Genomic DNA, 26,632 nt, shown 5'->3' with positions numbered 1-26,632 from the left:
TGTTTCTTCAGTTGTACTTAAAGGAAAATAATGACTCTTTCTGCCCCATTGAATACGGGTGAACAGTTTGAAAAATGCATTGCTATTATTCGCGAGGCGTCTGTTGAAATCTTATTGCTGCTGAATGTGCATTTTGATGAAGGTAAAGACCCTCGCTGGTTTTTGGAACAACTGGATGTTGCGCGCCTGAGTTTGGGGGGCTGGGGCGCGGTGGCTAAACGACTAAAACTCAACGATGCGGAATTAACACAGTTCACTTTACAGCTTCGTCACTTGCAGCAGCTCGTTCCGCGTTATGAGAACGGGCAGAATGTGACGGAAAATCAGCTTATTGCGGCGCTGCGATTTATCAGCGCGCTGGAAAACCTGCGTAATAAGCAGAAGTTGCTGAGCTACAACACCGCCTTGCCGTCGGATGATGCGCAGCAGCGGCAAGGGCTACAGCAGCTACGCGCCATGGAAACGATGATTAAATCGCTGGTGATGCAGGTGTGGCCGGATAGCGAAAAGCTGCGTAATCACCTGAAAACACAGTTTGGTGCCGATCGTGTGCGGCGCTGGCTACGGCTTGGCGATCACAACGATGTCCTGAGCGGCATGCGGTTTAGCGAGCTGGCGCTGTTGCTGATAGATAAAAAAGAGTTTAGCCAGCGTTATGCCCGGCTGTTTAATGACGCCTCGGAACTGAACCTGCTACTGGAACCGCGCAAAACGTTGCAAACCTTTCTGGATGACATTCGCCAGATGCGTGCAAGCGTGGTGTCAGGACAGCCGCTCACCTCTAATCAGCTGCTCTTATTGAACAGCTATTATCCGCAAATTACCGGACCGGTTCAGCGCGCGTTCGACGAGGGGCGCACGCAAACCAATCCCGCTGAAATACTGCGTGAGGCCGGCGGGGATTTAGACGCTTACTGGGAGCAGACGCGGAAAAAAGACCGCGCTGCCGGAGGTGATGCGATGCCGATGCGTGACAGTATTGATAAACCTGCAAAACGATCGGTGCGCAGCCGCGAAGAGCGCGACCAGATGCTCTCCGGCGTGCTGTGGAGTGCGGTCGGTGTGATGGTGTTGCTGATGGCGATTGGCGCCTTCTGGATGTTTACCAGCGGGATGTCTGGACCGGTGGCGCGTCAGGCCCGGGTTACCGTGCCGATTGCCGAGGATCGCGAACGCCCCTCACCGAAAGAGGAACTCAGCCGTCTGGGGCTGCCGCGCGACGAAAATAACTTCCGCGCGGCGATTGATCGCAACGATACGCGCGTGGTGTCGCTGTTTTTACGCACCGGGATGAACTGGAAGCTCTCCTGGACGGAAAACGCGGTGATAGCGGATTACAACGATGTGCTGGATCTGCTGCTGCGATATCGCCTGCAAATGGATGAAAACCGCCCTTGTCGCCGTTTTATCGCGACGCTGACCCATGAAATGGCGGTGAACAACAAAAAGCTGACCTCGATTACGCGCGACTATCTACGCGCGTTTTGTACCGTCAAGCCGGTGGTAGATCGCCAGCGGTATGAGATGGAGCAAGCGCAGTTACGTTTCGAAGCCGATCCGTCGGATGAAAACCGCAAGTGGTCGGATATTCAGACCTCGATTTATGAGGTAATTGATTAATTTTCGCAGGCGCATACTTTCGCGTTACGCACAGCACCTTGGCACACCCTGGCACTTACAAGCGTAAGCGACCAGGATGCGCCAGCATAGCCAATGACGTGATAGCGCGCCGCTGAAGCGGCAGCTTACGGTTCGCCGTACAAACCGATAAGGCGGCGCACCACACCGTTCGTCCAGCCGAAACCATCCTGCAACGGGTATTCACCCCCGCCACCTTCTCGCGGCGTACTGCTGGCGATGTGGTACTTCTCAATCAGCTTGTGGTGCTGCTGATAGTAGTGATTCACCGTCTGCAACCAGCTATGGGCGATCTCATTGCCCAGCGAGTCGTTACCGTACATTTTGAAGCCCTGAATCGCCATCCATTGCAGCGGTGCCCAGCCGTTGGGTTTATCCCACTGTTCGCTGGTTTCGTACTCTGTTGCCAGAATACCGCCAGGCGTCAGCAGGCGTGCTTTTACGGCGTCCGCCAGCCGCTCTGCCTGCTCATGGGTTGCCATGCCAACATACAGCGGGACAATACTGGCCGCAGAAAACAGCGCCATCTGCTCACGACGCCAGTCATAGTCGCGATAACAGCCATTCTCGTCATCCCACAGATAGCGGTTTACCGCCGCGCGGCGATCGCTCGCTTTCTGGCGGAACAGCGCTTCGCGTTCTCTGTCGCCTTTCAGCCCGGAAATATTGGCAATAGCGCTTTCCAGTTTGAACAGAAACGCGTTCAAATCAATCGGGATGAACTGCGTGGTGCGAATGCTCGCCAGCCGTTGCGCATCGCGCAGCCAGCGTGAGGAGTAGTCCCAGCCGGAAGCCGCACCCGCGCGCAAATCGCGATAGACTTCACTTGCCGGTCGCCCGGAATGACGCGCCGTTTCAACGTCCTCAAGCCAGGATTCATCACGCGGCGTGTCGCGGTCGTCCCAGTAACGGTTGAGCAACGAACCGTCCGGCATACGCACCGCGTGGCGGTACGCCTGGTTCAGTGCCAGCGATTCGGCGCCATCCATCCAGAACGCGTACTCCATTAACAGATGATCAAGGTAGCGTCGCGCACCGCGTACGCCGTCCTCTTCAAACAGCTCAACCATCAGCGCGAAAACGGGTGGCTGCGAGCGGCTCAGGTAATAGGTGCGGTTGCCGTTCGGAATATGACCGTAACGCTCAATCATCCACGCGAAGTTATCCGCCATACAGCGCAGCAAATCATCGCGCCCGCTCTCTGCAAGGCCAAGCATGGTGAAGTAGGAATCCCAGTAGTAGGTCTCGCGGAATCGCCCGCCGGGCACAATGTAAGCCTGCGGCAGCGGCAGCAGGGAAGACCACGGAATGTGATCCTGTGGCTCGCGGGTGAGGATCGGCCACAACTGGTCGATATGCTCTTTTAACGAGTTCTCCGGATTGGAGACGTACGCTTTGGAGTAGTCCTCCGGCATCCAGAAATGCGCTTTCACGAATTGGCGCAGATCGAACTCCGGTTTGCGTTTGATTTTGCGGTAACGAATCAGAATATCGAGCGGATCCATTTTCGGCGCGCAGTCGGGAAAGGTTTTGCTGTCGGCAAAAATACGCGACGACTGCACGTGTTCAAACAGTTCAAGATAACGATCGGCAGGGGTTAGCGCGTCGGACGCCGGTAACCCTTCGATCATTTCCGGCTCCGGCTCCGCCTCGATCATTTCATCCAGTTTTAACTCGCACGGATCGGTTTCGTAGACGATCTCTTCCTCAATCACGAACTCGACGGATTCTGCGCTTTGTAGTTTCTGGTTGAACATAAGGATTATGGCCTCCGGATGTCGTCGTAAAAAATTACGGGTGTTGCCCGGCTATCTATTAAGCGTAGACATTCGCTTCGATCCGTGAAGGACGAAGTGTGCGGTTGATCACATTTTAGCGTGGTAAGAAATAAACGCTAAAACCCACAACCTACTGATTAATAGTGTATAAAACGTACTGAAGCTCATTTAACGCCGCGGCGAAATTAGGAGCATTCGTTTTGCAACGATTTGTGAACAATCGCCCGCAGAACCTAATCATGGGGTGTAGCCGGTCCGTACCCCCGCAATGACTGAGGAAAAGCCTTTGCAGCTCGTCTCTATTACGTTAGAGCAATGTCTCGATATCCGCCATACGGTACTGTGGCCGCATCTTGCCCGCAATGCTTCACGCGTAGAAGGCGATGAAGACGCCTGGCATTTTGGTGTGGCTGAAGACGGGAAAATTGTCAGTTGTTTATCGGTTTTTATGCTTGATGAACGACGGTGTCAAATCCGTAAATTCGCCACCTTACAAGCGCATCAGCAGCAAGGTTATGGCCGTTTTCTGTTGCAGAGCGTGCTGGAAAAGTTAGTCCGGGCCGGCGCTGATTTTGTGCAACTGGATGCCAGAACGTCGGCGGCGGCATTTTACGCGCGCTTTGGCTTTATGCCGCAAGGGGAGCCGTTTTATAAACAAGAAGTGCAGTACATTCGTATGTCACGCACGTTGTAAAACCCGGCGACGAACGCCGCCGGGGTAAGGATTACCGCGGGATTTGCTGCGTAATGCAGTGGATGTTGCCACCGCCGAGCAAAATCTCACGCGCTGGAACGCCGGTGATGACGAAATCCGGGAACATCTCTTCGAACAGCGCCTGCGCTGCGCCATCGGTGGCCGGATCCAGCAGCGGGTAAATAATCTGCTGGTTACTGACCAGATAGTTAACGTAGGAACCCGCCAGGCGGTTGCCTTCGTGGCGCTCAATCGCCGTGCCTTTTTCGACATCACAGGTCTCTTCAGCACTGGCGAACAGCGGCAGCGGCGACGGCACTTTCCACACTTTCAGCGTGCGCCCTTGCGCATCTTTGGTGTTTTCCAGCACCTCAAGTGCGGCAACGGAGCGCGCGTACTGCGGGTCGTTCTGGTCATCTGTCCAGTGCAGGGCCACTTCGCCAGGACGGACGAAACAGCACATGTTGTCGATATGACCGTCGGTTTCGTCATTGAACACGCCTTCCGGCAACCAGATAATCTGCGTCACGCCCAAATAATCGCGCAGTTGCTGTTCGATCTGCGCTTTGCTCAGATGCGGGTTGCGGTTCGGGTTCAGCAAACACTCTGCGGTGGTCAACAATGTGCCTTCGCCATCGACATGAATGGAGCCGCCCTCCAGCACCAAATCGGTCTGATAGCACGGCATCTGGTGATAAGCCGCAACCTGCCCGGCCACCAACTGATCGCGATCCCAGCTTGCATACAAACCGCCATTCAGCCCGCCCCAGGCGTTAAATGTCCAGCTAATACCACGTTTTTCACCCGCGTTATTTATTACCACGGTTGGGCCGGTATCGCGCATCCAGGCGTCATCGCTTTCCATCTCCACCAGCGTCACGTCCGCAGGCATGGTGGCGCGCGCTTTGGCCATTTCGGCGGCAGGTACGCCCATGATCACCGGCGTGTTGCGTGAAATCGCTTTGGCGACAGCGGCAAACGCCTGCTGCGCCGGCGCGGCGTCAGCACGCCAGTTATCGGTGCGGTAAGGCCAAATCATCCATACCGCCTGATGCGGCGCCCACTCCGCCGGCATGGCGAATCCATCTTTTGTCGGCGTGGTTAGCTGTGACATCGCTTAGCTCCTTACGCTGCCATCGGAGGTGGCAATCGCGCTGTACATATTCGGGCGGCGATCGCGGAACAGCCCCCATGCGGCGCGCTGCGCGGCAATGGCGTCGAGATCGAAGGTATGCACCAGCACCGCTTCGTCGGTTTTGTTTGCCTGTTCAACCAGCGCACCGGTTTGATCGGCGATGAAGGAGGAGCCGTAGAAGGTCATTTCCAGGCCTTCGATGTATTTGCTGGTTTCGGTGCCAATACGGTTAGACGCAATCACCGGAATGACGTTCGCGGCGGCGTGGCCCTGCTGCACGCGCGTCCAGTGCGGCTGGCTGTCGATATCCGGGTAAGCGGGTTCAGAGCCGATCGCGGTCGGGTAGAAAATAATTTCCGCGCCCTGCAAGGCGAGAACGCGTGCGGTTTCCGGGAACCACTGATCCCAGCAGATGCCGACGCCGATTTTCGCATAGCGGGTGTTCCACACTTTGAAACCGGTGTCGCCAGGGATAAAGAACTGTTTTTCCTGGTACGCCGGGCCATTCGGAATATGGGTTTTACGGTAGGTGTCGAGCACGCTGCCGTCGGCGTCAATCATCACCAGCGAGTTGTAATAGGCGTTGTTGCACTTTTCAAACAGGCTCAGCGGCAGCACCACTTCCAGCTCTTTAGCCAATGCGGAGAAGTGCTTGATCAGGGGGCTATTCGCTACTTCCTGCGCCAGTGCGTAGTGTTCCGGGCTTTGATCGATACAGAAGTAAGGGGCGGCGAACAGCTCCTGAATCAGGATCACCTGCGCGCCTTTGCTGTGCGCTTCACGCACCAGACGTTCAGCGTTTTGAATGTTCTTATCCAGATCCCAGCTACACGCCATTTGCGTTGCGGCGACGGTTACATTTCTCATAAAAAACTCTCCCGTTGTTCTCGGTTCAGGCAGTGCAAATCGACAGCACTTATTTTGCTGCAAACTATAGCAACGAAATACGTTATGCATAAAATGTATTGTTATCATGAAAACATGAACAGGATGCATAGTGGTGATCGACCTGAATTTGCTGCGGCTGGTGCCGATTCTGGCGAAAGAGAAGAGCGTGACTCGTGCGGCGCTGAAAGCGAATCTGTCGCAATCCGCCTTTAGCCATGCCCTGAATCGCCTGCGTGAACAGCTCAACGATGAGATGTTTATCCGCACGCGCAACGGCATGGAACCGACGCCCTACGCCGCGATGATGATCCCGGTGATTGAGAGCGCGCTCAGCAAGCTGGATACTGCCACGCGCGGGCCAAGCCATTTCGACCCGCTGCGCGACGCACACACGTTTTATATTGGCGCGGTGGACTATTTCGAGTTCATGTTTATGCCGGTGCTGACCGCGCGCTTTAAAACCATTGCGCCGAATGTGCGGCTTTCGGTGGATATTCTTTCAGAAACCATCAAGGTTGAGCGGGTGGAGCAGGGGCAACTGGATGCGTTTATCGGCGTCGATAACGTACAACACATTCCCCATTATTTTAATAAACATAAACTTATATCCGACCACTTTGTCGCTATCGCCTCGGTCGAACGTACCGATTTGCCGGAACAGCTCACCATGAGACATCTGGTCAGTGAAGCGCAAATCCATTTACCGGCGGTCAGCTCCGGCGCGGATCATATTGACAGTTGGCTGCTCGAACAGCACCTCTACCGGCCGCTGGCGACGGTGGTGCAAAGTTACGCCGTTGGCGGGCGCGTGGCGGTGGCGACCGGCTATTTAATGTGTGTGCCGTTTCGCATTGCCAGGGAGCTGGCAACCATGTTGCCGCTGCGCATTATGCAGTTGCCGGAAGGCGCGCCATCGTATGATTTGCTGCTGCTGACACACCGGTTGTTCGACTACCAGCCCGCAGTGCAGTGGCTGATTAACGAACTGAAGGCGGCGAGGATTTAGCGGGAAAATGATTTTACATAAATCGTATTGCTTGAATGCTCCCCTAAAAAGAGCAGAAATGTGTTTTTATTGTCTGCGGTTGATCAGTTCATATTGATATTATTAGGTTTGCATATATTGAGTTCTTGGTTTTATTTGTCATAAGAATATTCTTAATGAATAGGTGGCGGCGATATTGATGCCAGTGAGTTGTTTCATTGGTGACTATAGAAAATGATAAGATGGTAGATGAAATATTTATTGGTTGATAATTATAGGGATTAAATCCAGGGAGGAAGATGTGGCAGATAATGAAGGTTCGATAAGGTTATTGACATTAGGTGAGTTGTGCCTTGCTAAATCAGTTTTCGGAAATTCAATTCCTTACCACACTGTTTGGATCCACCACGATAGCTATTTACCGTTGGGACTGCAAAAAAGAGAATTTGCGATGTCACCTAATGGTGAATTGTATTTTCGGGATTGGTTCAGAGATGATTTTTCACGAGAGAAAATAGATTTACAGCATCTTTTTATTCATGAAATGACACACGTTTGGCAGCGAGAACGTGGTATGCAGGTCAGACTCAGAGGTCTTTTCAGCTGGAATGCCGATTACGGCTATCGCTTAGATGGGCGAAGACTCGCACAATATCCGCTTGAACAGCAGGCACAGATAGTGGCTGATAATTTTGTTCTCGAAACATATGGATTAGGTAATTGGATAGAGCTTAAAACGTCAAAGACGGTCACCTCAAGAAATATAGTGCAGCATGAGGCTGATTTGAAAGCTCTTTATAAAGTCGCGTTACGTAATTTCCCAAATGGATTATGAAAATGAAAATATGCGCTAAATATATTCCTTTCTTGTTTCTACCTCTGCTTAGCGGTTGCCCAATGGGGGACCGGCTGGACCAGCGATATAAGCCAGCGGAGACCACCTCTGTTGAAATGAAGAGTGAGCAAATTTGTTTTAGGATCCTCTCTGCTGAAGATTATCAGCCAGTATTTATCAGCATTGCACCGCGCCACACTCCTCATAAAGAGCGTTGGTATCAGCAACATCCTCGCTTATCTGTTAATAACGGTGAAATGTGCATTCCGCCTGGTGTTTATAAATTTCCCGCTAAAGGGCAGTTTGTGGCGAGTTTCACGCTGGAATCGAAAGAAAAAGCAAAAACTACTGAATTTAATACCCGCCGTTTTGATACCGCTTTTGAGATAAAAGAGGGGCACGCAACAGTAATCGAGGTCGATAACAATGAGTTTTAAAAGAGACCGTTGCTTCGCTTTGGTACGGTATTTCACTGGCAGGCATAAAGCAGGATAAAAACTACTTCAGCAAAGTTGATTGTTCCGTGTGTAAAATGCGGCTTCATTACTTTTTTATAAGAGCCTCACTCGAATGGGTATGGTTCTCTTATAACTTTCGGATGGATATACCGGGATATGAAAGCGCTATTGATTCGCCATCCGCAAACTGAGTGGAACCAGGCGGGTATCATTCAAGGCCGGCTCGATAGCCCGCTAACACCGCGCGGTCGCGAAGAGGGCCACGCTTTGCTTCGCGGGCTGCGGGAGGCGGGGATTCACCCTGGCGCTGTTTTCTCATCGCCGCTCGGCAGGGCGCAGCAGATGGCTTTGCTGATTGCTGAGCAATATCAGTGTGATATCTGCCTCGACGAGGCGTTACAGGAGCGGGATTTCGGTGAGTTTGATGGTCGACTGCTGAGCGATATTCGCCGGGAATATCCCCGTTTCGGTGATGATGAGGCTTTTCAACCGCCACAGGGTGAATCGCTGGGGCAGGCCACGCAGCGGTTGCTCGACTTTTTATACCGCTTGCCGGATCTCTGCCCGCATGACACGGTAGCGCTGGTGTCGCACGGGCAAATTATGCAGGCGGCGATAGCGCAATTGCTGGAAAATTCCCTCGAAAATGTGGCGCGTTACCACCATCCCAATGCCAGTTATTCGTTGCTGGAGATCGACCACGACACCTGTCAGGTGGTGCGCTGGGGAGTGGCCAGCCATTTGCTGCGGCGAAAAAGTTTTTAACTTCAGCGCGCCATGCTCACTTCTTAAAAAAACGGATGATCTTTTGCCACAATGACGTTTTGGTTGCAGAGCGTGCCCACGAAGGGTTGAGCAAATCCCCCGGCAGCAGATAGGGGCGATCATCATCATCGCGCAGGTGCGCATTCAAGGCTGTGGCAATCTCCAGCATTTTCTCGTAGAGCGGCTGCGTGGGCGATTTGCTGTAGATTTCGCCATCACGCCACTCCAGCCAGCAGGTTTCTTGCCCTTTCCAGATGACGTGAAATTCGCCATTTCGCCGATCAAAGGCGAGTTCGTTATCGCGGCTAATCAGCGCTACCCACTCTTCGCTGCCGATCGGCTGCGTTTCGCTTTCCGCCCAACATTCCGCCCGGGTGATATGCATTTCCCAGCCCATTGAAGGTTCCTTTTTTGCTGCTGAATAATGTTGCTATTTTTTCAGAAAATCGCGCCGGTAAGACGGTAAAAAAGAGAAGCCCGCCGGGGGCTTCTCTTCGTGCTTAACACACCGTAAAAACGTGCAGCCGCTGCTTAACGCATGGTGACGAATTCTTCTGCGGCTGTCGGGTGGATTGCCACCGTATTGTCGAAGTCTTTTTTGGTTGCGCCCATTTTCAGCGCCACCGCGAAGCCTTGCAGCATTTCGTCCATGCCGGATCCGATACCGTGAATGCCGACAATTTTCTCCTCCGGACCAACGCACACCAGCTTCATACGGCACGGCTGGCGGTGAGTGGTGACGGCGGTATACATCGCGGTGAAGGATGATTTGTAGATTTTCACCTGGTCATCGCCGTACTGCTCGCGCGCCTGCGGTTCGGTCAGGCCAACGGTGCCAATCGGCGGATGGCTGAACACCACGGTCGGAATGTTGCTGTAGTCCAGATGCTCATCCGGCTTGTTGTTAAACAGGCGTTCAGAGAGACGACGACCGGCAGCCACGGCAACCGGTGTCAGTTCCACCGCGCCGGTGTTATCGCCGACCGCGTAAATGCCAGGTACGCTGGTGTTCTGGAATTTATCGACTTCGATATATCCTTTGTCGTTGGTTTTCACGCCAGTGACCGCCAGGTTGAAATTATCGGTTGCCGGTTCGCGGCCAATCGCCCAAATCAGGCTGTCCACGGTTTGTGAACGGCCATCTTCCAGCGTCAGCGTCAGGCTGCCGTCAGCGTTTTTCACCACTTCTTTCGGCACCGCGTGGGTGTGCAGCGTCGGGCCTTCTGCCGCCATCACTTCCACCAGCGTTTCGGTGATGAGCGGATCAAAGCTGCGCAGCGGCGCATGTTTACGCACAAACAGGTGCGTTTCGGCACCCAGGCCGTTGATCACACCCGCCAGTTCCACGGCGATATAACCTGCGCCAACCACCGCGACGCGTTTTGGCAGCGCGGGCAGGGCGAAGAAACCGTCAGAATCAATGCCGTATTCCACGCCCGGAATGTTCGGGTGGCTTGGACGACCACCGGTGGCGATCAGGATATGATCGGCAGTGATCGTTTCGCCGTTCACTTCCACGGTTTTGGCATCGACAAAGCGCGCGAAACCGCGGATCACATCGACATTGTTTTTACCGAGCACGTTATCGTACGAAGTATGAATGCGGTCGATGTAGGCGCTACGGCTGGCGACCAGTTTGCTCCAGTCGAAATGATTCACGGTGGTGTCGAAACCGTAATCCGGGCCGTACAGATGAATCGCTTCAGAAATCTGCGCCGCGTGCCACATCACTTTTTTCGGCACACAACCGACGTTCACGCAGGTGCCGCCAAGTTCTTTTGCTTCGATCAGCGCGCATTTTTGACCGTACATAGCCGCACGGTTAATCGATGCGATACCGCCGCTGCCGCCGCCAATAGCGATGTAGTCGTAATGTTTGCTCATGGTTGTTTCCTTAATCCTGAACGAAGTCGAAAATATTCGCGATTGTAGCGCGCAGCCGAAAAGGTTCCACCAATGGCTGCGATTACTCCGGCACCACCTGGTGAATCAGCGTATGCCCGGTGCCGGCTGGCACCAGTTTGCTGTGCAGCCACGGCAGCACATTGTTCATCTGCGCTTCGAGTTTCCACGGCGGGTTAATCACAATCATGCCGGAAGCGGTCATACCACGCTGGTCGCTGTCCGGGCGCACGGCCAGTTCGATTTGCAGAATGTTACGAATGCCGGTGGCTTCCAGATCGCGCAGCATGCGTTTGATTTGCTGGCGCATCACCACCGGATACCACAGCGCGTAAACACCGGTCGCAAAGCGTTTGTGACCTTCGCTGATGCCGCTGACTACAGCCTGGTAGTCGGTTTTCATTTCGTAGGGCGGGTCGATAAGGATCAGACCACGACGCGAAACCGGCGGCAGCTTGGCTTTTAACTGCAGAAAACCGTCGGCGCGATCAACGCGGGTACGGCTATCTTTCTGGAACTCCTGGCGCAGCAGCGGGTAGTCGCTCGGGTGTAGTTCAGTCAGTTGCAGGCTGTCCTGCTCACGCAGCAGTTCACGGGCGATCAGCGGTGAACCGGGGTAATAACGTAACTGCCCGCTCCGGTTGAAATGGCGCACCACGTTCATATACGGCTCCAGCTCAGCCGGTAAATCATCCTGCTGCCAGATACGGGCAATGCCTTCCAGATATTCGCCAGTGCGTTCTGCATGTTCACCGGAAAGCTGATAGCGCCCCGCACCCGCGTGGGTGTCGAGATAGAGAAACGGTTTCTCTTTTTCTTTCAGCGCTTCGATGATCAGGCTCTGAACGGTGTGTTTAAGGACATCGGCATGGTTGCCTGCGTGAAAGCTGTGGCGATAACTGAGCATGGATACTGAGATTCCGGAAAATAAACGAGATTTCGCACAGTTTACCGCAGATTAGCGCAGATTACTGTATGGACCCCTTACAACGAGGGATTAATGCGGCATGACGTTGATTCAATCTGACCGAACCCAATTCACTATACTGAGTGTGGTTATATCACCTAACGAAACGTAAAGAGAGGATAGTATGACGCTATTTACCGCTACGCCCTCAGTCGCGGTGTTTGGTAATCGTGGTCAGACGGTACGAAATATTACTTATTATCGTCACCCGGATGCACCGGATGCCACCGACGAACGCATCACCTTTCATCAGTATGATATGCACGGTTTTCTCGCCCAAAGCAGCGATCCGCGTCTGCATACGGCTGGTTTATCCAACATTAACTCTATTCATGATCTCAATGGCACCGCGTTGCGAACGCAAAGCGCAGATGCGGGCACAACTATCGCCCTGAACGATTCAGGCAATCGGCCTTTTTTAAATATTCTCAATGTAAATTCTGAAAATGATCGCAGTCAGGCCATCAAACGTACTTATCAGTATGAGGCGAATTCTCTGCCGGGGCGGCTGCTGTGCATCACTGAGCAGGGGAAAATCAGCGAACGGTTTGTCTGGGGCGGCGCTTCAGTGAATGAACAGAGCCACAATATTGCCGGTCAGCTTGTCAGCCACTACGACCCGGCAGGTTTGCTTTCCACGACCAGCGTTTCCCTGAACGGTGTACCGCTTGCCGTCACCCGCCAGCTGTTGCCGGACGATACCGACGCAGACTGGCAGGGTGCGGATGCTTCCGCGTGGAACGACCTGCTGGCGGGCGAAACCCACACCACAACCAGCACGGTGGACGCGGCCGGGAATGTCCTCACCACCACCGATGCCAGAGGTAATATGCAGCGCGTGGCCTATGACGTGGCGGGGCTGCTGAAAGGCAGCTGGCTGACAGTCAGTGGCGGTTCCGAGCAGGTAATTGTGAAATCCCTGACCTGGTCCGCTGCCGGGCAGAAGCTGCGCGAGGAGCACGGCAACGGCGTGGTGACCACATATTCGTATGAAGCGGAAACGCAGCGCCTTGTTGGCATTAAAACGGAACGTATGACACCGGCAAAAGTGCTGCAGGACCTGCGCTACGAGTACGACCCGGTGGGCAATGTGCTGGTGATTACTAATGATGCTGAGGAGACGCGTTTCTGGCGAAATCAGAAAGTGGTTCCCGAAAATCACTACGCCTACGACAGCCTGTACCAGCTGGTCAGCGCCAGCGGACGCGAAATGGCAAATGTGGTACAGCAGAACAGTAACCTGCCTGATGTCACCTCCTTCGATAACGCCACGTACACGAACTACTCCCGCACTTACAACTACGATAACGCCGGTAATCTGACGAAAATTCAGCACAGCGCGCCCGCATCCGGCAACAACTACACCACCAGCATCACCGTATCCGACCGCAGCAACCGGGCGGTGCTCAGCACGTTTACGGAAAACCCGGCGGATGTGGAGGCGCTGTTCACTGCCGGTGGCCAGCAGCAACAGCTTTTACCGGGGCAGAGCCTGCTGTGGACGGCGCGTCAGGAACTTCAGCAGGTCACGCCCGTCACCCGCAGTGGTGCCGCGGACGACAGCGAACGTTACCGTTACGACGCCAGCAGCCAGCGCATCGTGAAAATCACCTCGCAGCTGACCGGCAACAGCACGCAGACCAGACGGGTGGTTTATCTGCCGGGTCTGGAACTGCGCAGCAGCGCCACAGAGGCGTTACAGGTGATAACCGTCGGCGTGGCCGGACGCGCCCAGGTACGAGTGCTGCACTGGGAGAGCGGGCAGCCTGAAGGCATCAGCAATGACCAGACTCGCTACAGCTACGACAACCTCACCGGCAGCAGCAGCCTCGAAGTGGACGCCAGCGGCGAGCTTATCAGCCAGGAGGAGTATTACCCGTTTGGCGGTACGGCGCTGTTTGCCGCGCGCAGCCAGCTTGAGGCGGATTACAAAACGATTCGTTACTCCGGCAAGGAGCAGGACGCAACCGGGCTTTATTACTACGGCTACCGCTATTATCAGCCGTGGGCGGGAAGATGGCTCTCAGCGGATCCGGCAGGGACGGTGGACGGGCTGAATCTGTTCAGAATGGTTCGCAACAACCCGATATCGCTCATCGATTCAGACGGCAGAATTAGCTTACCCGCAGAAATCCTTATTGTTGATGTACTTAACCCGCTTTCAAAAGATCCGACCAATGCCTGGTTTGAAGAGCTGAAATGGAACCCAGAAACAAGCCGCTTAGAAACGACACCGGCAGTTTATACACGAGGAGGGAAAGTCCTGGAAGGTGAAACATCTCAATGGGAAAGCGCCACTGATTCACCCACGGCGTTCACGGTGTTTCAGGATCCATCAGGAGCTAATCGTCTTTTTGTGAGTACTTTCCAGCAACATATTGGCGTTAAACCCGGTATGGGTAACCCTTTGTATGCGGGGATATTGATGCCCAAAAGGGATCAACAAGGCAATTTGTTTTATCGAATAGATAATGAATCCGGACATTATCAACCTTCGGGAGATATCAACGCAGCCGAGCTATTCAGAACCATAGTGGGCGACGAAGGGTTAAGTCATTTCACCTTTTCCACATCAACGAAATCGTCAGCGCCCGCGAATACGCGGCTCGTACACTTAACCTCACCAGAGGAATATGGCGAGGCGGCCAGTCGGTTACGCCGGGAAGAGAACAAGCAGCAGAGCGTCATTGACTATCTTAATGAACATGGACTGTGGGAGCCGACAAAAAGCCAGCGTAGCCATATGCCGTGGGTCAATGAGTTAATGAGATGGGAAGCACAACAGAACCCAACTCCAGCCGTAGCACAGGCACCCGCGCCGGTGACAAACCGGAGGGCGACAGCACCTGAAACACCGCGTGTTTTTGCTGGGACGTCTCCCGGTAGATGGGCGCGCTTTAGAGGATGGATTTCAGGAATATTCAACCGTGCAAGGAACGTCTTCCGCTCCCGGGCGACTTCACTGGCTCATTAGTTCTGCTGTCGGAATGGCTGCAAAAAAAGCAGCCATTCCGTTTCGATAAAGTGCGACAGATTTCCGCGGCCCCTTCTCCGATAAAGTGTGCGTCTCTGGCATGAGCAACGCGTGTGCAAGCAGCAACCTCCGGGATTGAAATCTCCTACACTTAACCCCATGCTAGAAAACATTGCCAAGCGCCTAAGCGCTTTATTCACCTCATTCCAAGGACTGCGCATATGACCAACCCTTTATTGACGCCTTTCGTGCTACCGCCGTTTTCTCAAATCCTTCCTGAGCATGTTGTTCCCGCCGTGACCAAAGCGCTGGAAGATTGCCGGAACGCGGTGGAAAGCGTTGTCACGCAGGGCGGCCCGTATACCTGGGCGAATCTTTGCCAGCCGCTGGCGGAAGTGGATGACCGTCTTGGTCGCCTGTTTTCGCCGGTCAGCCATCTCAACTCGGTGAAAAACAGCCCGGAACTTCGCGAGGCTTACGAACAAACGCTGCCGCTGCTCTCTGAATACAGCACCTGGGTAGGGCAGAACGAAGGGTTATACAACGCCTACCGCGATCTGCGCGATGGGGAGCATTACGCTTCGCTGAGTGTGGCTGAGAAGAAATCGGTAGATAACGCACTGCGTGATTTCAAATTGTCGGGCATCGGCTTGCCGAAAGAGAAACAGAAACGTTACGGCGAAATCGCCGCGCGTCTCTCTGAGCTCGGCAACATCTACAGTAACAACGTGCTGGACGCCACCATGGGCTGGAGCAAGCTCATCACCGATGAAGCAGAGCTGGCCGGTATGCCGGAAAGCGCGCTGGCGGCGGCGAAAGCACAGGCGGAAGCCAAAGAGCAAGAAGGCTGGCTGCTGACGCTGGATATCCCGAGCTATCTGCCGGTGATGACTTACTGCGATAACCAGGCGCTGCGTGAAGAGATGTATCGCGCTTACAGTACCCGCGCCTCCGATCAGGGTCCGAACGCCGGGAAATGGGACAACAGCCCGGTGATGGCGGAAATCCTCGCGCTGCGTCACGAGCTGGCGCAACTGCTGGGCTTTGAAAGCTATGCCTTTAAATCACTGGCTACCAAAATGGCAGAAAACCCGTCGCAGGTGCTGGAGTTTTTAACCGATCTCGCCAAACGTGCGCGTCCGCAGGGCGAAAAAGAGCTGGCGCAGCTGCGCGCTTTCGCCAAAGCCGAGTTCGGCGTGGATGAGCTGCAACCGTGGGATATTGGCTACTACAGCGAAAAACAGAAACAGCATCTTTACAGCATCAGCGACGAACAGCTGCGCCCGTACTTCCCGGAAGAGCGCGCGGTAAACGGCCTGTTTGAAGTGGTAAAACGCATTTATGGCATCACCGCGAAAGAGCGTAAAGATATCGACGTCTGGCATCCTGATGTGCGCTTCTTCGAGCTGTATGACGAGAGCAACGAGCTGCGCGGCAGCTTCTACCTTGATCTCTATGCGCGTGAGAACAAACGCGGCGGCGCCTGGATGGACGACTGCGTGGGGCAGTTGCGCAGAGCCGATGGTTCGCTGCAAAAACCGGTGGCTTATCTCACCTGTAACTTTAACCGCCCGGTCAACGGCAAACCGGCGCTGTTTACCCATGATGAAGTAATTACCCTGTTCCATGAATTTGGGCATGGCTTGCACCATATGCTGACGCGTATTGAAACCGCCGGCGTGGCGGGTATCAGCGGTGTGCCGTGGGATGCGGTCGAGCTGCCGAGCCAGTTTATGGAAAACTGGTGCTGGGAGCCGGAAGCGCTGGCGTTTATCTCCGGTCATTATGAAACCGGCGAACCGCTGCCGCAGGAGCTGCTCGATAAAATGCTGGCAGCGAAGAACTACCAGGCGGCGATGTTTATTCTGCGCCAGCTGGAGTTCGGCCTGTTCGACTTCCGTCTGCATGCTGAGTTCAGCCCGGAACAAGGAGCGAAAATCCTCGAAACACTGGCAGAAATCAAACGCCAGGTCGCGGTAGTGCCGGGACCGTCGTGGGGGCGCTTCCCGCATGCGTTCAGCCATATTTTCGCTGGCGGTTACGCGGCAGGTTATTACAGCTACCTGTGGGCCGATGTGCTGGCGGCGGATGCGTTCTCCCGCTTCGAAGAAGAGGGGATTTTCAACCGCGAGACCGGGCAGTCGTTCCTCGATAACATCCTCACCCGTGGCGGTTCGGAAGAACCCATGGAGCTGTTCAAACGCTTCCGTGGCCGCGAGCCGCAGATTGACGCGATGCTTGAGCATTACGGTATCGAAGGCTAACGCATTGAAAATTTGTTTGCTGGATGAAACAGGCGCCGGAGACGGCGCCTTATCTGTTCTTGCGGCCCGCTTTGGGCTGGAGCAGGACAATGACAACCTGATGGCGCTGGTGCTCACACCGACGCATCTGGAGCTACGTAAGCGCGACGAACCGAAGCTCGGTGGGATTTTTGTCGACTTCGTGGCAGGCGGCATGGCGCACCGACGCAAGTTTGGCGGCGGGCGCGGTGAAGCGGTGGCGAAAGCGGTCGGCATCAAAGGCAGCTATCTGCCGGAAGTAGTGGATGCGACCGCCGGGCTGGGGCGCGATGCGTTTGTGCTGGCGTCGGTGGGCTGTCGGGTGCGGATGCTGGAGCGCAATCCGGTTGTCGCCGCGTTGCTGGAGGATGGTCTCAATCGCGGCTATGCCGATGCGGAGATTGGCCCGTGGCTGCGTGAACGGTTGCAGTTGATTCACGCCTCCAGTCTGACGGGGTTGGCGGATATTACGCCGCGCCCACAAGTGGTTTACCTCGACCCGATGTTCCCGCATAAGCAAAAAAGCGCGCTGGTGAAAAAGGAGATGCGGGTGTTTCAGTCGTTGGTTGGCCCGGATCTCGATGCCGATGGTTTACTGGAGCCCGCGCGCCAGCTCGCCATCAAACGCGTGGTGGTTAAACGTCCGGATTACGCGCCGCCGCTGGCGGGGATCGCGACCCAATCGGCGGTCGTCACGAAGAGCCATCGCTTCGATATCTACCCCGGTTCGGGAGAGTAAACAGACGGCGGCATGGATTGCGCTCTGTAAGGGTGTACCAAAAACCTGCCACATCTGTGGGCTTAACCCGACAACGCGGCGCCAACGCCTGTTGATAGGCACGTGGAGTTTGCCGTGAGCAATAAAAAGCCCGGCCGCATTGCGCGGGCCGGGCGGTATTTAGCCTAACGTTAAGCCGTTAGCGAAATATCAGTCTTCTTCTTCATCCCGCAGCGGGACAATCAGCATATCAACGTGCACGGTGTTAATAAGCTGGCGTGCGGAAGACATCAGTTTGCTCCAGAAGTCCTGATGGTGGCCGCACACCACCAGATCCATATCGTATTTTTTAATCGCATCCACCAGCACTTGCCCCAGATCGCCGCTGCCGCTCAGGGTTTCAGTGATCGGGTAACCCGCGTTGGTGGAAAGCTCTGTCAGCGCCTGATGCGTTTCGTCGGAGATACGTTTTTGCATATCGCCGAGGTTAACGTCGATAAGGCCTGTATAAAGATCGGAGTAGTTTACATCGACATGAATCAGGGAAATTTTCGCGTTGTACGGTCGCGCCATGGATACCGCTTTCTCAACCAGCAATTTGCTTTCGGGGGAGAGATCGACTGCGATAAGGATATGTTTATAAGCCATAGTGTTACTCCTTCCATAAGTTGTCGATGACCATCGGGGTTATACCCCCTGATGCTGTTGCACTGCGCCCGCATCCTGCGTTTCACGTGAGCGTAGCGCCCGGCCTTAAAGATCTCATTGTGAAGATATTTCTACCTTATAACGCTCTTTTAGCACCGTCAATCAACCTGGATCACGATTCACTTAAGCCAGATTTACAGCCAGATGCATTGATGATGGTGATGCTGGTGGCAAAAAAATAAACTGATCTCCTACACTATAAATAAACCGTACGGAAAACAGACGGTGTCCCTCAGTTGTCTGGCGCATGGAAGCGAAGTCAATTGCGGGACACCGCCTGTGTTGTCATCCCGTACGGCGATTAATACTCTTCGTTGTTTGGCTTGGTTGGGTATCCGGGAGCGAGGGTCCAGGAGCGAATCTCTGTGGGCGGTCGCCGGGGAGGGGATATGGTAATCAGCACTGTTGCGCTGTTTTGGGCTTTGTGTGTCGTATGTGTGATTAACATGGCGCGTTATTACTCATCGCTGCGCGCGCTGTTAGTAGTACTTCGCGGATGCGACCCTCTACTTTATCAATACGTGGACGGTGGCGGCTTTTTCACTTCCCACGGTCAACCGAGCAAACAGATGCGGCTGGTGTGGTACATCTACGCCCAGCGCTATCGCGATCATCATGACGATGAATTTATTCGCCGCTGCGAGCGTGTGCGCCGTCTGTTCATTTTAACCAGTTCACTCTGCGGTCTGGTGGTAGTGAGCCTGATTGCGTTGCTGATTTGGCACTAAATTGAAACCATAAAAAAACGGGCCAGCAAGCGGGCCCGTTTTTTATCGTGCGTGAAGCGCGTTAAATCAGATGCAGCGCCAGCCAGTACAGTACGCCGGACAGAATAATCGAGGCTGGCAGAGTGAAGACCCACGCCATCAGAATATTGGTCACGGTTTTACGCTGCAGGCCACCGCCGTCAACGATCATCGTCCCGGCAACGGAAGACGACAGCACGTGCGTAGTGGAAACCGGCATCCCGGTGTAACTCGCCAGACCGATAGAAACGGCGGCTGTCATCTGCGCGGACATGCCCTGCGCATACGTCATGCCTTTCTTACCGATCTTCTCACCGATGGTTGTCGCCACGCGACGCCAGCCGATCATCGTACCCAGGCCTAACGCCAGCGCGACGGCCATGATTATCCAGATTGGCGCGTACTCGATGGTGCTCAGCATATCGCCTTTCAGCTTTTTCAGCAGACGCTGGTCGTCAGCGCTGACTTCCGGCTGCTTCGCCACCTGGTCGGTGATATCAGACAGGCAGAGCATAATGCGACGCAGCTGGCTGCGTTGTTCCACCGGCAGTTTGTCGTAGCTTTCAACATTGGTCAGCATCGTTTTCGCGCGATCCAGCGCCATAATGGCGCGGCCCGGATGGCAGTGGAACTCACCCGGTTGGGTGGCCACTTCTTCCGGCGTTGGGATGAGCGGATCGATACCGGTCACTTTTTGCAGCAGCGCCGGATGTTGCTGGAAGTACGTTTCCACGTTGTTGACGGCATCACGCGTACGGGTGATGTCGTAACCAGAGGCATTCATATTGACCACGAAGCCCGCAGGCGCAACGCCAATCAGCACCAGCATAATCAAGCCGATACCTTTCTGACCGTCGTTCGCACCGTGCGAGAAACTCACGCCAATCGCGGAGAGGATCAGCGCGATACGCGTCCAGAACGGCGGCTTTTTCTTGCCGTCGATTTTCTCGCGTTCAGCGGGAGTCATATGGATGCGCGCACGTTTTTTCGTGTTGCTCCAGTAACGACGCAGGATAAACACCAAACCGCCAGCGAAGACCAGGCCCACGATCGGTGAAACGATCAGCGAAGCGAAGATATTCAGCACTTTCGGGATGTTTAACGCGTCCACCACCGAGGTGCCGGTCATCAACGCATTGGTTAAACCAATACCGATAATCGCGCCAATCAGGGTGTGGGAGCTGGAAGCAGGCAGGCCCAGATACCAGGTGCCAAGGTTCCAGATAATAGCGGCCAGCAGCATGGAAAAGACCATCGCCAGACCATGCGCAGAGCTGACATTCAGCAGCAGATCGGTGGGCAACATATGCACGATCGCATACGCGACGCTCAACCCACCCAGCAAGACGCCGAAGAAGTTAAACACCGCTGCCATCACGACCGCCAGCTGAGAACGCATAGCGCGTGTATAAATGACGGTTGCTACGGCGTTGGCTGTGTCATGGAAGCCGTTGATGGCTTCATAGAACAGAACAAAAACCAGAGCAAGCAAGAGTAACAGCCCGGTATGAAGATCCAGGCCGGCAAACAAATGTACCATAGGTCGTTAAGCCATTTTGAGGACATGAACGCGGCGCATTATCAGGGACATTGGCAGCGTCGGCAAAGTGAATTATGGATTTTTTTTGACATTATTTCTTAAATTAAACTGACATTTTAAAATTAATTTATATTTTTCAATGCCCTGTTATCATTCGCGCGTATTCACGCTGGTGCGACCAGCGTGAACTCTTTACAATCCGCCACGATTTATCAATGAGGGTGAAGTTGTGGAAAAGTTTGATGCCATTATTATCGGCGCCGGTGCGGCGGGCATGTTCTGCGCGGCGCTGGCCGGGCAGGCGGGTCGCCGGGTGTTATTGCTGGATAATGGCAAAAAACCCGGCCGCAAAATTTTGATGTCCGGCGGCGGACGCTGCAACTTTACTAACCTTTATGTCGAGCCTGCGGCATATTTGAGCCAAAACCCGCATTTTTGCAAATCTGCGCTGGCGCGCTACACCCAGTGGGACTTTATCGATCTGGTTGGTAAATACGGTATCGCCTGGCATGAAAAGACGCTGGGGCAGCTTTTTTGCGATGATTCAGCACAACAAATTGTCGATCTGCTGGTGGCCGAGTGCGAAAAAGGGAACGTCATCCTGCGTCTGCGCACGGAAGTGCTGAGCGTTGAGCGCAACGACGATGACTACACCTTGCAACTCAATGGCGAAAGCGTGCAGGCGAAAAATCTGGTCATTGCGTCCGGCGGTTTGTCGATGCCGGGGCTGGGCGCTTCGCCGTTTGGTTATAAAATCGCCGAGCAGTTCGGTTTAAAGGTGCTGCCAACGCGTGCCGGATTAGTGCCGTTTACCCTGCATAAACCGCTACTGGAGCAGATGCAGACGCTTTCCGGCGTCTCGGTGCCATCGGTAGTTACCGCCGAGGATGGCACGGTTTTTCGCGAAAACTTGCTGTTTACCCATCGGGGATTATCCGGCCCGGCCATTTTGCAAATTTCCAGCTACTGGCAGCCGGGTGAATTTGTCAGCATCAACTTGCTGCCCGATGTCGATCTGGACGGCTTCCTCACTCAGCAGCGCGATGCGCACCCGAATCAGAGCCTGAAAAATACGCTGGCGATGCAGTTGCCAAAACGGCTGGTGGAGTGTCTGCAACAGCTTGAGCAGATCCCGGATGTCACATTGAAGCAGCTCAATAGCCGCGAGCAGGAGAATCTGGTTGCGCTGCTGACGAACTGGCGTGTGCAGCCGAATGGCACCGAAGGGTATCGCACCGCAGAAGTGACGCTCGGCGGCGTCGATACCCATGAATTGTCGTCGCGCACCATGGAAGCCCGCAATGTGCCGGGCCTGTATTTCATTGGTGAAGTGATGGATGTCACCGGCTGGCTTGGCGGATACAACTTCCAGTGGGCGTGGTCGAGCGCCTGGGCCTGCGCACAAGCGTTAGCGGCAGAACCCTCGGCCTGAGCCCGCGTAACGCAGAAGAAAAAAGCCCAGCCCGGGCTTTTTTATCGCCGGTGAATCGCTAACGTTTCTTTTGTTACAGCGGCGCGCCTGAGCCGGTGGAGACAAGTGCGCTGTCGGGGAGCGTGTGGCGCTGACTGAGATTGTATTGGTCCACTATCCCGAACATTTCGGCGAAAAGCGCATCGTCTTTTTTCGCCCAGAATGTGTCTAAATCATCCCCGCCCCATATCTCATGGGTATGGCATACAAATTCAAGCAAACCGCTTTCATGCGGCGTGAAGTCGATACGTTTGGCGCTATTTGCCGCAATAATGTGTTGATAGAAAAGCACGATCTTACAGTCGCAACCTTGCGCGTTATACAACGACAGGAATTCATTGAGATGTTCCCGTAAAAGGCAGAGATCGGAATGCTCGGTGATACGGTGATGATAAAGAAACACAAAATCTTTTTTGCCCCGGTATTGTAGCTGGCGGGAAATACGGCGTTGAAAGGCGCGGCTGTCTTCTTTAATTCTTAGCGGGTCATGATGGGTGAATTCAAAACCCAGCATATGCCTTTCGCTGTATTGCCCTGTACATTTTTCGTAAAACGTTGAACGCACAACGGCATGCTCGCCATCCGGGAAATGTTGTAAATGCTCTTTTTCCAGCAAATGGCGATAGTCGTCTTTTTCCATTTGCAGAATATATTCAATATTTGAGCGCCCCGATGAAAAAACGGAACTGAAGGATTTTCGGTTATGTCGGCGAAGAATATCATCGGGAAGACAATTCTCACCCAATGAAATCCAAAGTACTTGCGAAGTGAAATTATTGCGATATTTCCATTTCTTATGCAGGTTACGCATCGTTCTTTTCAGCGATTTGAGGTTATCTCTTACGCGTTGTTTAATGGCTTCGCCTTTCATCAGGGGCACCTCATGTTGTTATTACACCATTCCAGATAAAGCGATGAGTGACCTTATCGCTGCTGATTTTATCTATTCCGCTGCCTCTGAATGTTTGTGCAGCGTTAAGGTAAGTTATTGTTATATTTATTTTTGTCTGACGCAGGGTTGCTATTCTGCGTAGGCGTTGTGAAATAAAGAAATTCGCTTTACTGACCGTGGTCAGTAAATAGCGGGCGAATGCATGACATCCGCTATTACTTCTCTTTGCGGATTTTAAAATAGGAAATTTTTGTTGATGGCCTGGTGGTGATTATTTCTTTGGCAGAAGAAATAAATTATGCCAGCCATAATAATAAAGTTAGGTCATATACATGATATATCCTGAGTAATGCGCTTCATTAAGAAATTCCTCACGGCACGTTTCATTAGCACCATGAACAGGAGATAAATTTGATATAAAGACTCACACGCCGTTACATATTTTACACTTTGTCTTGTCTTTACCCCTCATCAGGAAAATCTCAAAATAGTCCGCCGGGCTTGATGCAGGTCGCGGAATGAAAATAAAGCCGCGTCAATTTTTTGTGGAGCCGATTGTTTTTACGCCTTTAATGTTTGCCGCCATCTGCCGATAACGTCAGTACGCCCTCCGTTGCGCAATTAGTGAAAATACCTCTGACAAGGAATGAGAATGAAAACCGGCACGTTACTCCTGCCTGCACTGCTGGCTGTCGCTATTAGCGCACAAGCCACTGATTACCCTGAAATCCAGGGCAAAAAAATCGTCAGCAACACCGTAAACCCCTTACTGATGATGCGCGTGAATGACCGCATTTCCGCCCTGAACCAGCTGGTTTTCAGCGACGGGCAGCACATTAACCGCTGGGATGGTTTTGATTGCACCACCAACAAAGCGGTGAAGCTGTACTGGGAAATGCTTGACGATCAAGAGGCGGTGATTCGCCGCTTCTACGGCGACAGCTACGAGCGTTACGCGGAACCAAAACCCCAGAGCGCGCTGGATGATATTGCTAAAAATCTTTGCCAGGCTTCCCGGCTGAAAAACCCAAGCTGGGTTTATATCGAGAAAATGTCGAAATATGAGACGCCAATTCTGCTGGATACGGCTTCAGTGGTGCGGGTTAATGAGTTGGTGATCGCTAAAATTGGCTTTGAATACAGCGAGATCACTTTCGATCCGCCGTATGACGCGCCCTACGATTTGAAACTTGAAATCCATGGCTATAACTGTGAAACCCAGCATGACAATGTGATTGCCGGGCTGGATATCACGCCCGAAGGTTATGTCTCGGACAGCCTGACCGGTAAAGCGGCACAGCGTCGCGCGGACACGTTTGTCAACACACCGGCCACCACCGCTGCGTTCAAACAGCTTTGCGCCATGAGCACGCCTGCTGCGTTTAAAGGGGAAGGGGTGTATGTTCCGTCAACGAAGAAAAAAAGCGTCTCCACCCTCCTTGGCCCAAGTCTGCCAGACTTCACCAACAATTCACCGCAATGGATGACCCAGTTCCCGCTGCGCGCAGATATCGAAAAGCAGGCTCTGCAAATCGTTAATCCGTGGGCCACACCGCGCTTTAAAAAGCTGACATGGAACATGCAGTGGAGCGATAACGATGTCGTACCGATGCAACTCGATGTGCAACCCAACGGGCTCATGCTGCTGCTGGAAAACTACAAAATGTTCAAGGCGCAGCGCCTGACGATGGGCAACCTTGGACAGTTAAAAGGCGCCATCAGTCTGAGTTATTCACCAACGGTAACCAGTGAACTTCACACCAATCTGCGTTTTCCGCTGTACCAGGGGCAGAAATTTACCTTTGATACGGTTGCACCGAAAACGGGTAAAGGTGAGAAGAACACGGTGATTAATCGCCGGTGCGAAGTGAACGGCAGTGATGATGCGCGTCAGATCAACAGTGCGTTCAGCGGGCGTTACTGGAAAGTGGTCTGCGAGATTGAAAGCGATGGCGAAACGCATAAAGAGACGCTGGCCTGGCTGTCTGATTTGAATGTCTTTATGCCGTTAACCCAGTGGGAAAAAGGCAAAGAGACACCGGTGAAAGTGACCGATGTTGAGGTAACACGCTAGTTAAACGTAGACCTGAGCCGACCGGCTCAGGTTCCACCGTTAACCAGGCCACCAGGGCAGGTTTCACCTGCCGGTGCAGGCAATGCAGAGCGTGTAAACGCGTTATTCGCAAGTGCCATGCGTTGAGGTATGAATCAACGCATGGCGCTATCAGTAGCGGCGGAATGAAGAGAGTTTATGCAACTGGCGACCACGACCGTCAAAGTTATCCTCGTTCAGCCAGCCATTCATCATTGAGGAGAGACCCGACCATTCGCGCACGGTAATTGAAAACACCGTAATATCGCTCAGCCGTCCTTTACGGATTTTCTTTTCGCGCAAAATCCCTTCTTTCACAAAACCAATGCGTTCCGCCGAATGAATCGCATCCGCGTTATAACTGCCGGTGCGCCATTCACATCTGCGATACTTCAATTGATCGAAAAAGTAAGACAAAACAAGATAAAGACTTTCAGTACTCATACGGGTTCTTTTCATTAACGGCGTCCAGTTAACGTCGCCAATATCGAAAGAACCATTTTCCTGATCGAATTTCCCGGTATAGAAAATGCCTTTTATTTGCTTATCGGCTTTATCTTGTACCGCGAAATAGATTCTGTCAGGACGTGACGCGAGATTTCTGAGATAGGCATAACATGCGGTCATATCTTTCGGCCGGGGATCTTCAAGATAAGTCCAGTCCCGGTCATCATCAATGCTTTGCCATTCCGGGAAGAGATCTTCCGCGTGATCCACGACAAGCGGTACAACGTCGCAGTAACGGCCTTTAAGCGAAATTTTTTCTGGCAGCGGGCGTTTTGTCCAGTCCTGGATTTCCTGACCAATGCGCTGTCCATACTGATTAAAAAATTCCATTATCCCCTCCTGATTATTACGAATTTAATCCTGCTTAACTTTTATTTAATGGGTGTTAAATGGTAATGATGTATAGAGCTATATTTTATCGGCATATAATTATGAGACTTTATATAATCACGGAAATAATATAACGGCGGGTGTTTTAAAAACTTATACTGCTTTTCATCTGGCGTGTCTGCGCTTTCGCGTGAAAGTGGGATAATAATCGCGAAACAGGTATTGCATAATTTAACTTAGCATTTTTGAATAACACGGCTGCAACAGCGCAATAGCAATTTAGCGGCATGAGATTTGGCCTAAGCGTCATTTTTTAGCGATTATTCA

23 protein-coding genes are annotated in these 26,632 nt (G+C 53.2%); 13 read left to right on the top strand and 10 right to left on the bottom strand.

All coding sequences use genetic code 11. From position 1 onward, the window contains the following. Window positions 1-30: 30 nt before the first annotated feature. The gene (locus tag H650_RS12995) at window positions 31-1,620 is read left to right on the top strand and encodes an STY4199 family HEPN domain-containing protein (RefSeq protein WP_020455653.1); all 1,590 of its coding nucleotides are present in this window, start codon (window positions 31-33) and stop codon (window positions 1,618-1,620) included. Window positions 1,621-1,745: 125 nt separating this feature from the next. Here H650_RS12995 and H650_RS12990 read toward each other — a convergent pair whose 3' ends face one another. Continuing rightward, window positions 1,746-3,395 (bottom strand): alpha,alpha-trehalase, encoded by a 1,650-nt coding sequence (locus tag H650_RS12990; RefSeq protein WP_020455652.1) that lies wholly within the window; start codon window positions 3,393-3,395, stop codon window positions 1,746-1,748. A gap of 307 nt (window positions 3,396-3,702) precedes the next feature. On the opposite strand from H650_RS12990, the gene H650_RS12985 reads away from it, so the two are divergent. Continuing rightward, on the top strand, window positions 3,703-4,110 hold the full coding sequence (locus H650_RS12985) for a GNAT family N-acetyltransferase (RefSeq protein ID WP_020455651.1): 408 nt from the start codon (window positions 3,703-3,705) through the stop codon (window positions 4,108-4,110). Window positions 4,111-4,141: 31 nt separating this feature from the next. Here H650_RS12985 and aguA read toward each other — a convergent pair whose 3' ends face one another. Continuing rightward, the gene (gene aguA, locus H650_RS12980) at window positions 4,142-5,224 is read right to left on the bottom strand and encodes an agmatine deiminase (protein WP_020455650.1); all 1,083 of its coding nucleotides are present in this window, start codon (window positions 5,222-5,224) and stop codon (window positions 4,142-4,144) included. A gap of 3 nt (window positions 5,225-5,227) precedes the next feature. Further along, the gene (gene aguB, locus H650_RS12975) at window positions 5,228-6,112 is read right to left on the bottom strand and encodes an N-carbamoylputrescine amidase (protein WP_020455649.1); all 885 of its coding nucleotides are present in this window, start codon (window positions 6,110-6,112) and stop codon (window positions 5,228-5,230) included. A gap of 133 nt (window positions 6,113-6,245) precedes the next feature. Here aguB and H650_RS12970 point away from each other — a divergent pair, with 133 nt between their 5' ends. From H650_RS12970 to H650_RS12955, 4 genes are all read left to right on the top strand, one after another. Further along, the gene (locus H650_RS12970; RefSeq protein WP_110093685.1) at window positions 6,246-7,139 is read left to right on the top strand and encodes a LysR family transcriptional regulator; all 894 of its coding nucleotides are present in this window, start codon (window positions 6,246-6,248) and stop codon (window positions 7,137-7,139) included. A 280-nt stretch (window positions 7,140-7,419) separates the two neighbouring features. Further along, the gene (locus H650_RS12965) at window positions 7,420-7,953 is read left to right on the top strand and encodes a type VI secretion protein (protein WP_071925240.1); all 534 of its coding nucleotides are present in this window, start codon (window positions 7,420-7,422) and stop codon (window positions 7,951-7,953) included. 2 nt (window positions 7,954-7,955) lie between these two features. Then, window positions 7,956-8,390, top strand: a complete 435-nt coding sequence (locus tag H650_RS24175) for a putative T6SS immunity periplasmic lipoprotein (protein ID WP_048887062.1) — start codon at window positions 7,956-7,958, stop codon at window positions 8,388-8,390. Between the two features lie 177 nt (window positions 8,391-8,567). Further along, window positions 8,568-9,176 (top strand): histidine phosphatase family protein, encoded by a 609-nt coding sequence (locus H650_RS12955; protein ID WP_020455645.1) that lies wholly within the window; start codon window positions 8,568-8,570, stop codon window positions 9,174-9,176. Between the two features lie 16 nt (window positions 9,177-9,192). On the opposite strand, the gene H650_RS12950 is transcribed toward H650_RS12955, so the two are convergent. The 3 genes from H650_RS12950 to H650_RS12940 all read right to left on the bottom strand — a co-directional run bounded on the left by H650_RS12950 (window position 9,193) and on the right by H650_RS12940 (window position 11,985). Further along, window positions 9,193-9,573, bottom strand: a complete 381-nt coding sequence (locus tag H650_RS12950; RefSeq protein ID WP_020455644.1) for a hypothetical protein — start codon at window positions 9,571-9,573, stop codon at window positions 9,193-9,195. Between the two features lie 134 nt (window positions 9,574-9,707). Continuing rightward, entirely contained in the window at window positions 9,708-11,060 is a 1,353-nt protein-coding gene (gorA, locus tag H650_RS12945; RefSeq protein ID WP_020455643.1) for a glutathione-disulfide reductase, read from the bottom strand. An 82-nt stretch (window positions 11,061-11,142) separates the two neighbouring features. Next, window positions 11,143-11,985, bottom strand: a complete 843-nt coding sequence (locus tag H650_RS12940; protein ID WP_020455642.1) for a 23S rRNA (adenine(2030)-N(6))-methyltransferase RlmJ — start codon at window positions 11,983-11,985, stop codon at window positions 11,143-11,145. 184 nt (window positions 11,986-12,169) lie between these two features. On the opposite strand from H650_RS12940, the gene H650_RS12935 reads away from it, so the two are divergent. From H650_RS12935 to rsmJ, 3 genes are all read left to right on the top strand, one after another. Next, entirely contained in the window at window positions 12,170-15,019 is a 2,850-nt protein-coding gene (locus H650_RS12935; protein WP_020455641.1) for an RHS repeat domain-containing protein, read from the top strand. A 221-nt stretch (window positions 15,020-15,240) separates the two neighbouring features. Beyond that, entirely contained in the window at window positions 15,241-17,283 is a 2,043-nt protein-coding gene (prlC, locus tag H650_RS12930; protein ID WP_020455640.1) for an oligopeptidase A, read from the top strand. A gap of 4 nt (window positions 17,284-17,287) precedes the next feature. Then, window positions 17,288-18,040 (top strand): 16S rRNA (guanine(1516)-N(2))-methyltransferase RsmJ, encoded by a 753-nt coding sequence (gene rsmJ, locus H650_RS12925; protein ID WP_020455639.1) that lies wholly within the window; start codon window positions 17,288-17,290, stop codon window positions 18,038-18,040. A gap of 189 nt (window positions 18,041-18,229) precedes the next feature. Here the strand turns inward: rsmJ and uspA are convergent, their stop codons facing one another. Further along, window positions 18,230-18,667, bottom strand: a complete 438-nt coding sequence (gene uspA / locus H650_RS12920) for a universal stress protein UspA (RefSeq protein WP_007369617.1) — start codon at window positions 18,665-18,667, stop codon at window positions 18,230-18,232. A 26-nt stretch (window positions 18,668-18,693) separates the two neighbouring features. Here uspA and H650_RS12915 point away from each other — a divergent pair, with 26 nt between their 5' ends. Together H650_RS12915 and uspB are read left to right on the top strand one after the other, a co-directional pair. Beyond that, the gene (locus tag H650_RS12915; protein ID WP_020455638.1) at window positions 18,694-18,909 is read left to right on the top strand and encodes a hypothetical protein; all 216 of its coding nucleotides are present in this window, start codon (window positions 18,694-18,696) and stop codon (window positions 18,907-18,909) included. A 207-nt stretch (window positions 18,910-19,116) separates the two neighbouring features. Further along, the gene (uspB, locus tag H650_RS12910; RefSeq protein ID WP_020455637.1) at window positions 19,117-19,455 is read left to right on the top strand and encodes a universal stress protein UspB; all 339 of its coding nucleotides are present in this window, start codon (window positions 19,117-19,119) and stop codon (window positions 19,453-19,455) included. A gap of 61 nt (window positions 19,456-19,516) precedes the next feature. On the opposite strand, the gene pitA is transcribed toward uspB, so the two are convergent. Next, entirely contained in the window at window positions 19,517-21,013 is a 1,497-nt protein-coding gene (gene pitA / locus H650_RS12905; protein ID WP_020455636.1) for an inorganic phosphate transporter PitA, read from the bottom strand. A gap of 229 nt (window positions 21,014-21,242) precedes the next feature. On the opposite strand from pitA, the gene H650_RS12900 reads away from it, so the two are divergent. Continuing rightward, window positions 21,243-22,445: a BaiN/RdsA family NAD(P)/FAD-dependent oxidoreductase gene (locus H650_RS12900; protein ID WP_020455635.1), complete on the top strand. Its 1,203-nt coding sequence runs from the start codon at window positions 21,243-21,245 to the stop codon at window positions 22,443-22,445. A gap of 73 nt (window positions 22,446-22,518) precedes the next feature. On the opposite strand, the gene H650_RS12895 is transcribed toward H650_RS12900, so the two are convergent. Beyond that, window positions 22,519-23,355, bottom strand: a complete 837-nt coding sequence (locus tag H650_RS12895; protein ID WP_020455634.1) for a DUF1796 family putative cysteine peptidase — start codon at window positions 23,353-23,355, stop codon at window positions 22,519-22,521. A 673-nt stretch (window positions 23,356-24,028) separates the two neighbouring features. Here H650_RS12895 and H650_RS12890 point away from each other — a divergent pair. Beyond that, window positions 24,029-25,450, top strand: coding sequence for a hypothetical protein (locus H650_RS12890; protein WP_020455633.1), 1,422 nt, complete (start codon window positions 24,029-24,031; stop codon window positions 25,448-25,450). Window positions 25,451-25,600: 150 nt separating this feature from the next. On the opposite strand, the gene H650_RS12885 is transcribed toward H650_RS12890, so the two are convergent. Beyond that, complete coding sequence (locus tag H650_RS12885) at window positions 25,601-26,305, bottom strand: GNAT family N-acetyltransferase (protein WP_020455632.1); 705 nt, start codon at window positions 26,303-26,305, stop codon at window positions 25,601-25,603. Window positions 26,306-26,632: the final 327 nt, after the last annotated feature.

Origin of the sequence: Enterobacter sp. R4-368 (assembly GCF_000410515.1) — a bacterium.
GTDB lineage: Bacteria > Pseudomonadota > Gammaproteobacteria > Enterobacterales > Enterobacteriaceae > Kosakonia.
The sequence above is the reverse complement of the archived record's forward strand: the minus strand, read 5'-3'. Positions and strand labels throughout refer to the sequence as shown.

Bases quoted from the DNA above. Each gene is read 5' to 3' on its own strand.
- H650_RS12890 (WP_020455633.1), top strand. From the start codon at position 24,029: ATGAAAACCGGCACGTTACTCCTGCCTGCACTGCTGGCTGTCGCTATT.
- aguA (WP_020455650.1), bottom strand. From the start codon at position 5,224: ATGTCACAGCTAACCACGCCGACAAAAGATGGATTCGCCATGCCGGCG.
- prlC (WP_020455640.1), top strand. From the start codon at position 15,241: ATGACCAACCCTTTATTGACGCCTTTCGTGCTACCGCCGTTTTCTCAA.
- H650_RS12885 (WP_020455632.1), bottom strand. From the start codon at position 26,305: ATGGAATTTTTTAATCAGTATGGACAGCGCATTGGTCAGGAAATCCAG.
- H650_RS12955 (WP_020455645.1), top strand. From the start codon at position 8,568: ATGAAAGCGCTATTGATTCGCCATCCGCAAACTGAGTGGAACCAGGCG.
- aguB (WP_020455649.1), bottom strand. From the start codon at position 6,112: ATGAGAAATGTAACCGTCGCCGCAACGCAAATGGCGTGTAGCTGGGAT.
- H650_RS12895 (WP_020455634.1), bottom strand. From the start codon at position 23,355: ATGAAAGGCGAAGCCATTAAACAACGCGTAAGAGATAACCTCAAATCG.
- H650_RS24175 (WP_048887062.1), top strand. From the start codon at position 7,956: ATGAAAATATGCGCTAAATATATTCCTTTCTTGTTTCTACCTCTGCTT.
- gorA (WP_020455643.1), bottom strand. From the start codon at position 11,060: ATGAGCAAACATTACGACTACATCGCTATTGGCGGCGGCAGCGGCGGT.
- H650_RS12935 (WP_020455641.1), top strand. From the start codon at position 12,170: ATGACGCTATTTACCGCTACGCCCTCAGTCGCGGTGTTTGGTAATCGT.
- H650_RS12995 (WP_020455653.1), top strand. From the start codon at position 31: ATGACTCTTTCTGCCCCATTGAATACGGGTGAACAGTTTGAAAAATGC.
- H650_RS12950 (WP_020455644.1), bottom strand. From the start codon at position 9,573: ATGGGCTGGGAAATGCATATCACCCGGGCGGAATGTTGGGCGGAAAGC.
- H650_RS12915 (WP_020455638.1), top strand. From the start codon at position 18,694: ATGACCATCGGGGTTATACCCCCTGATGCTGTTGCACTGCGCCCGCAT.
- uspB (WP_020455637.1), top strand. From the start codon at position 19,117: ATGGTAATCAGCACTGTTGCGCTGTTTTGGGCTTTGTGTGTCGTATGT.
- pitA (WP_020455636.1), bottom strand. From the start codon at position 21,013: ATGGTACATTTGTTTGCCGGCCTGGATCTTCATACCGGGCTGTTACTC.
- H650_RS12990 (WP_020455652.1), bottom strand. From the start codon at position 3,395: ATGTTCAACCAGAAACTACAAAGCGCAGAATCCGTCGAGTTCGTGATT.
- uspA (WP_007369617.1), bottom strand. From the start codon at position 18,667: ATGGCTTATAAACATATCCTTATCGCAGTCGATCTCTCCCCCGAAAGC.
- H650_RS12940 (WP_020455642.1), bottom strand. From the start codon at position 11,985: ATGCTCAGTTATCGCCACAGCTTTCACGCAGGCAACCATGCCGATGTC.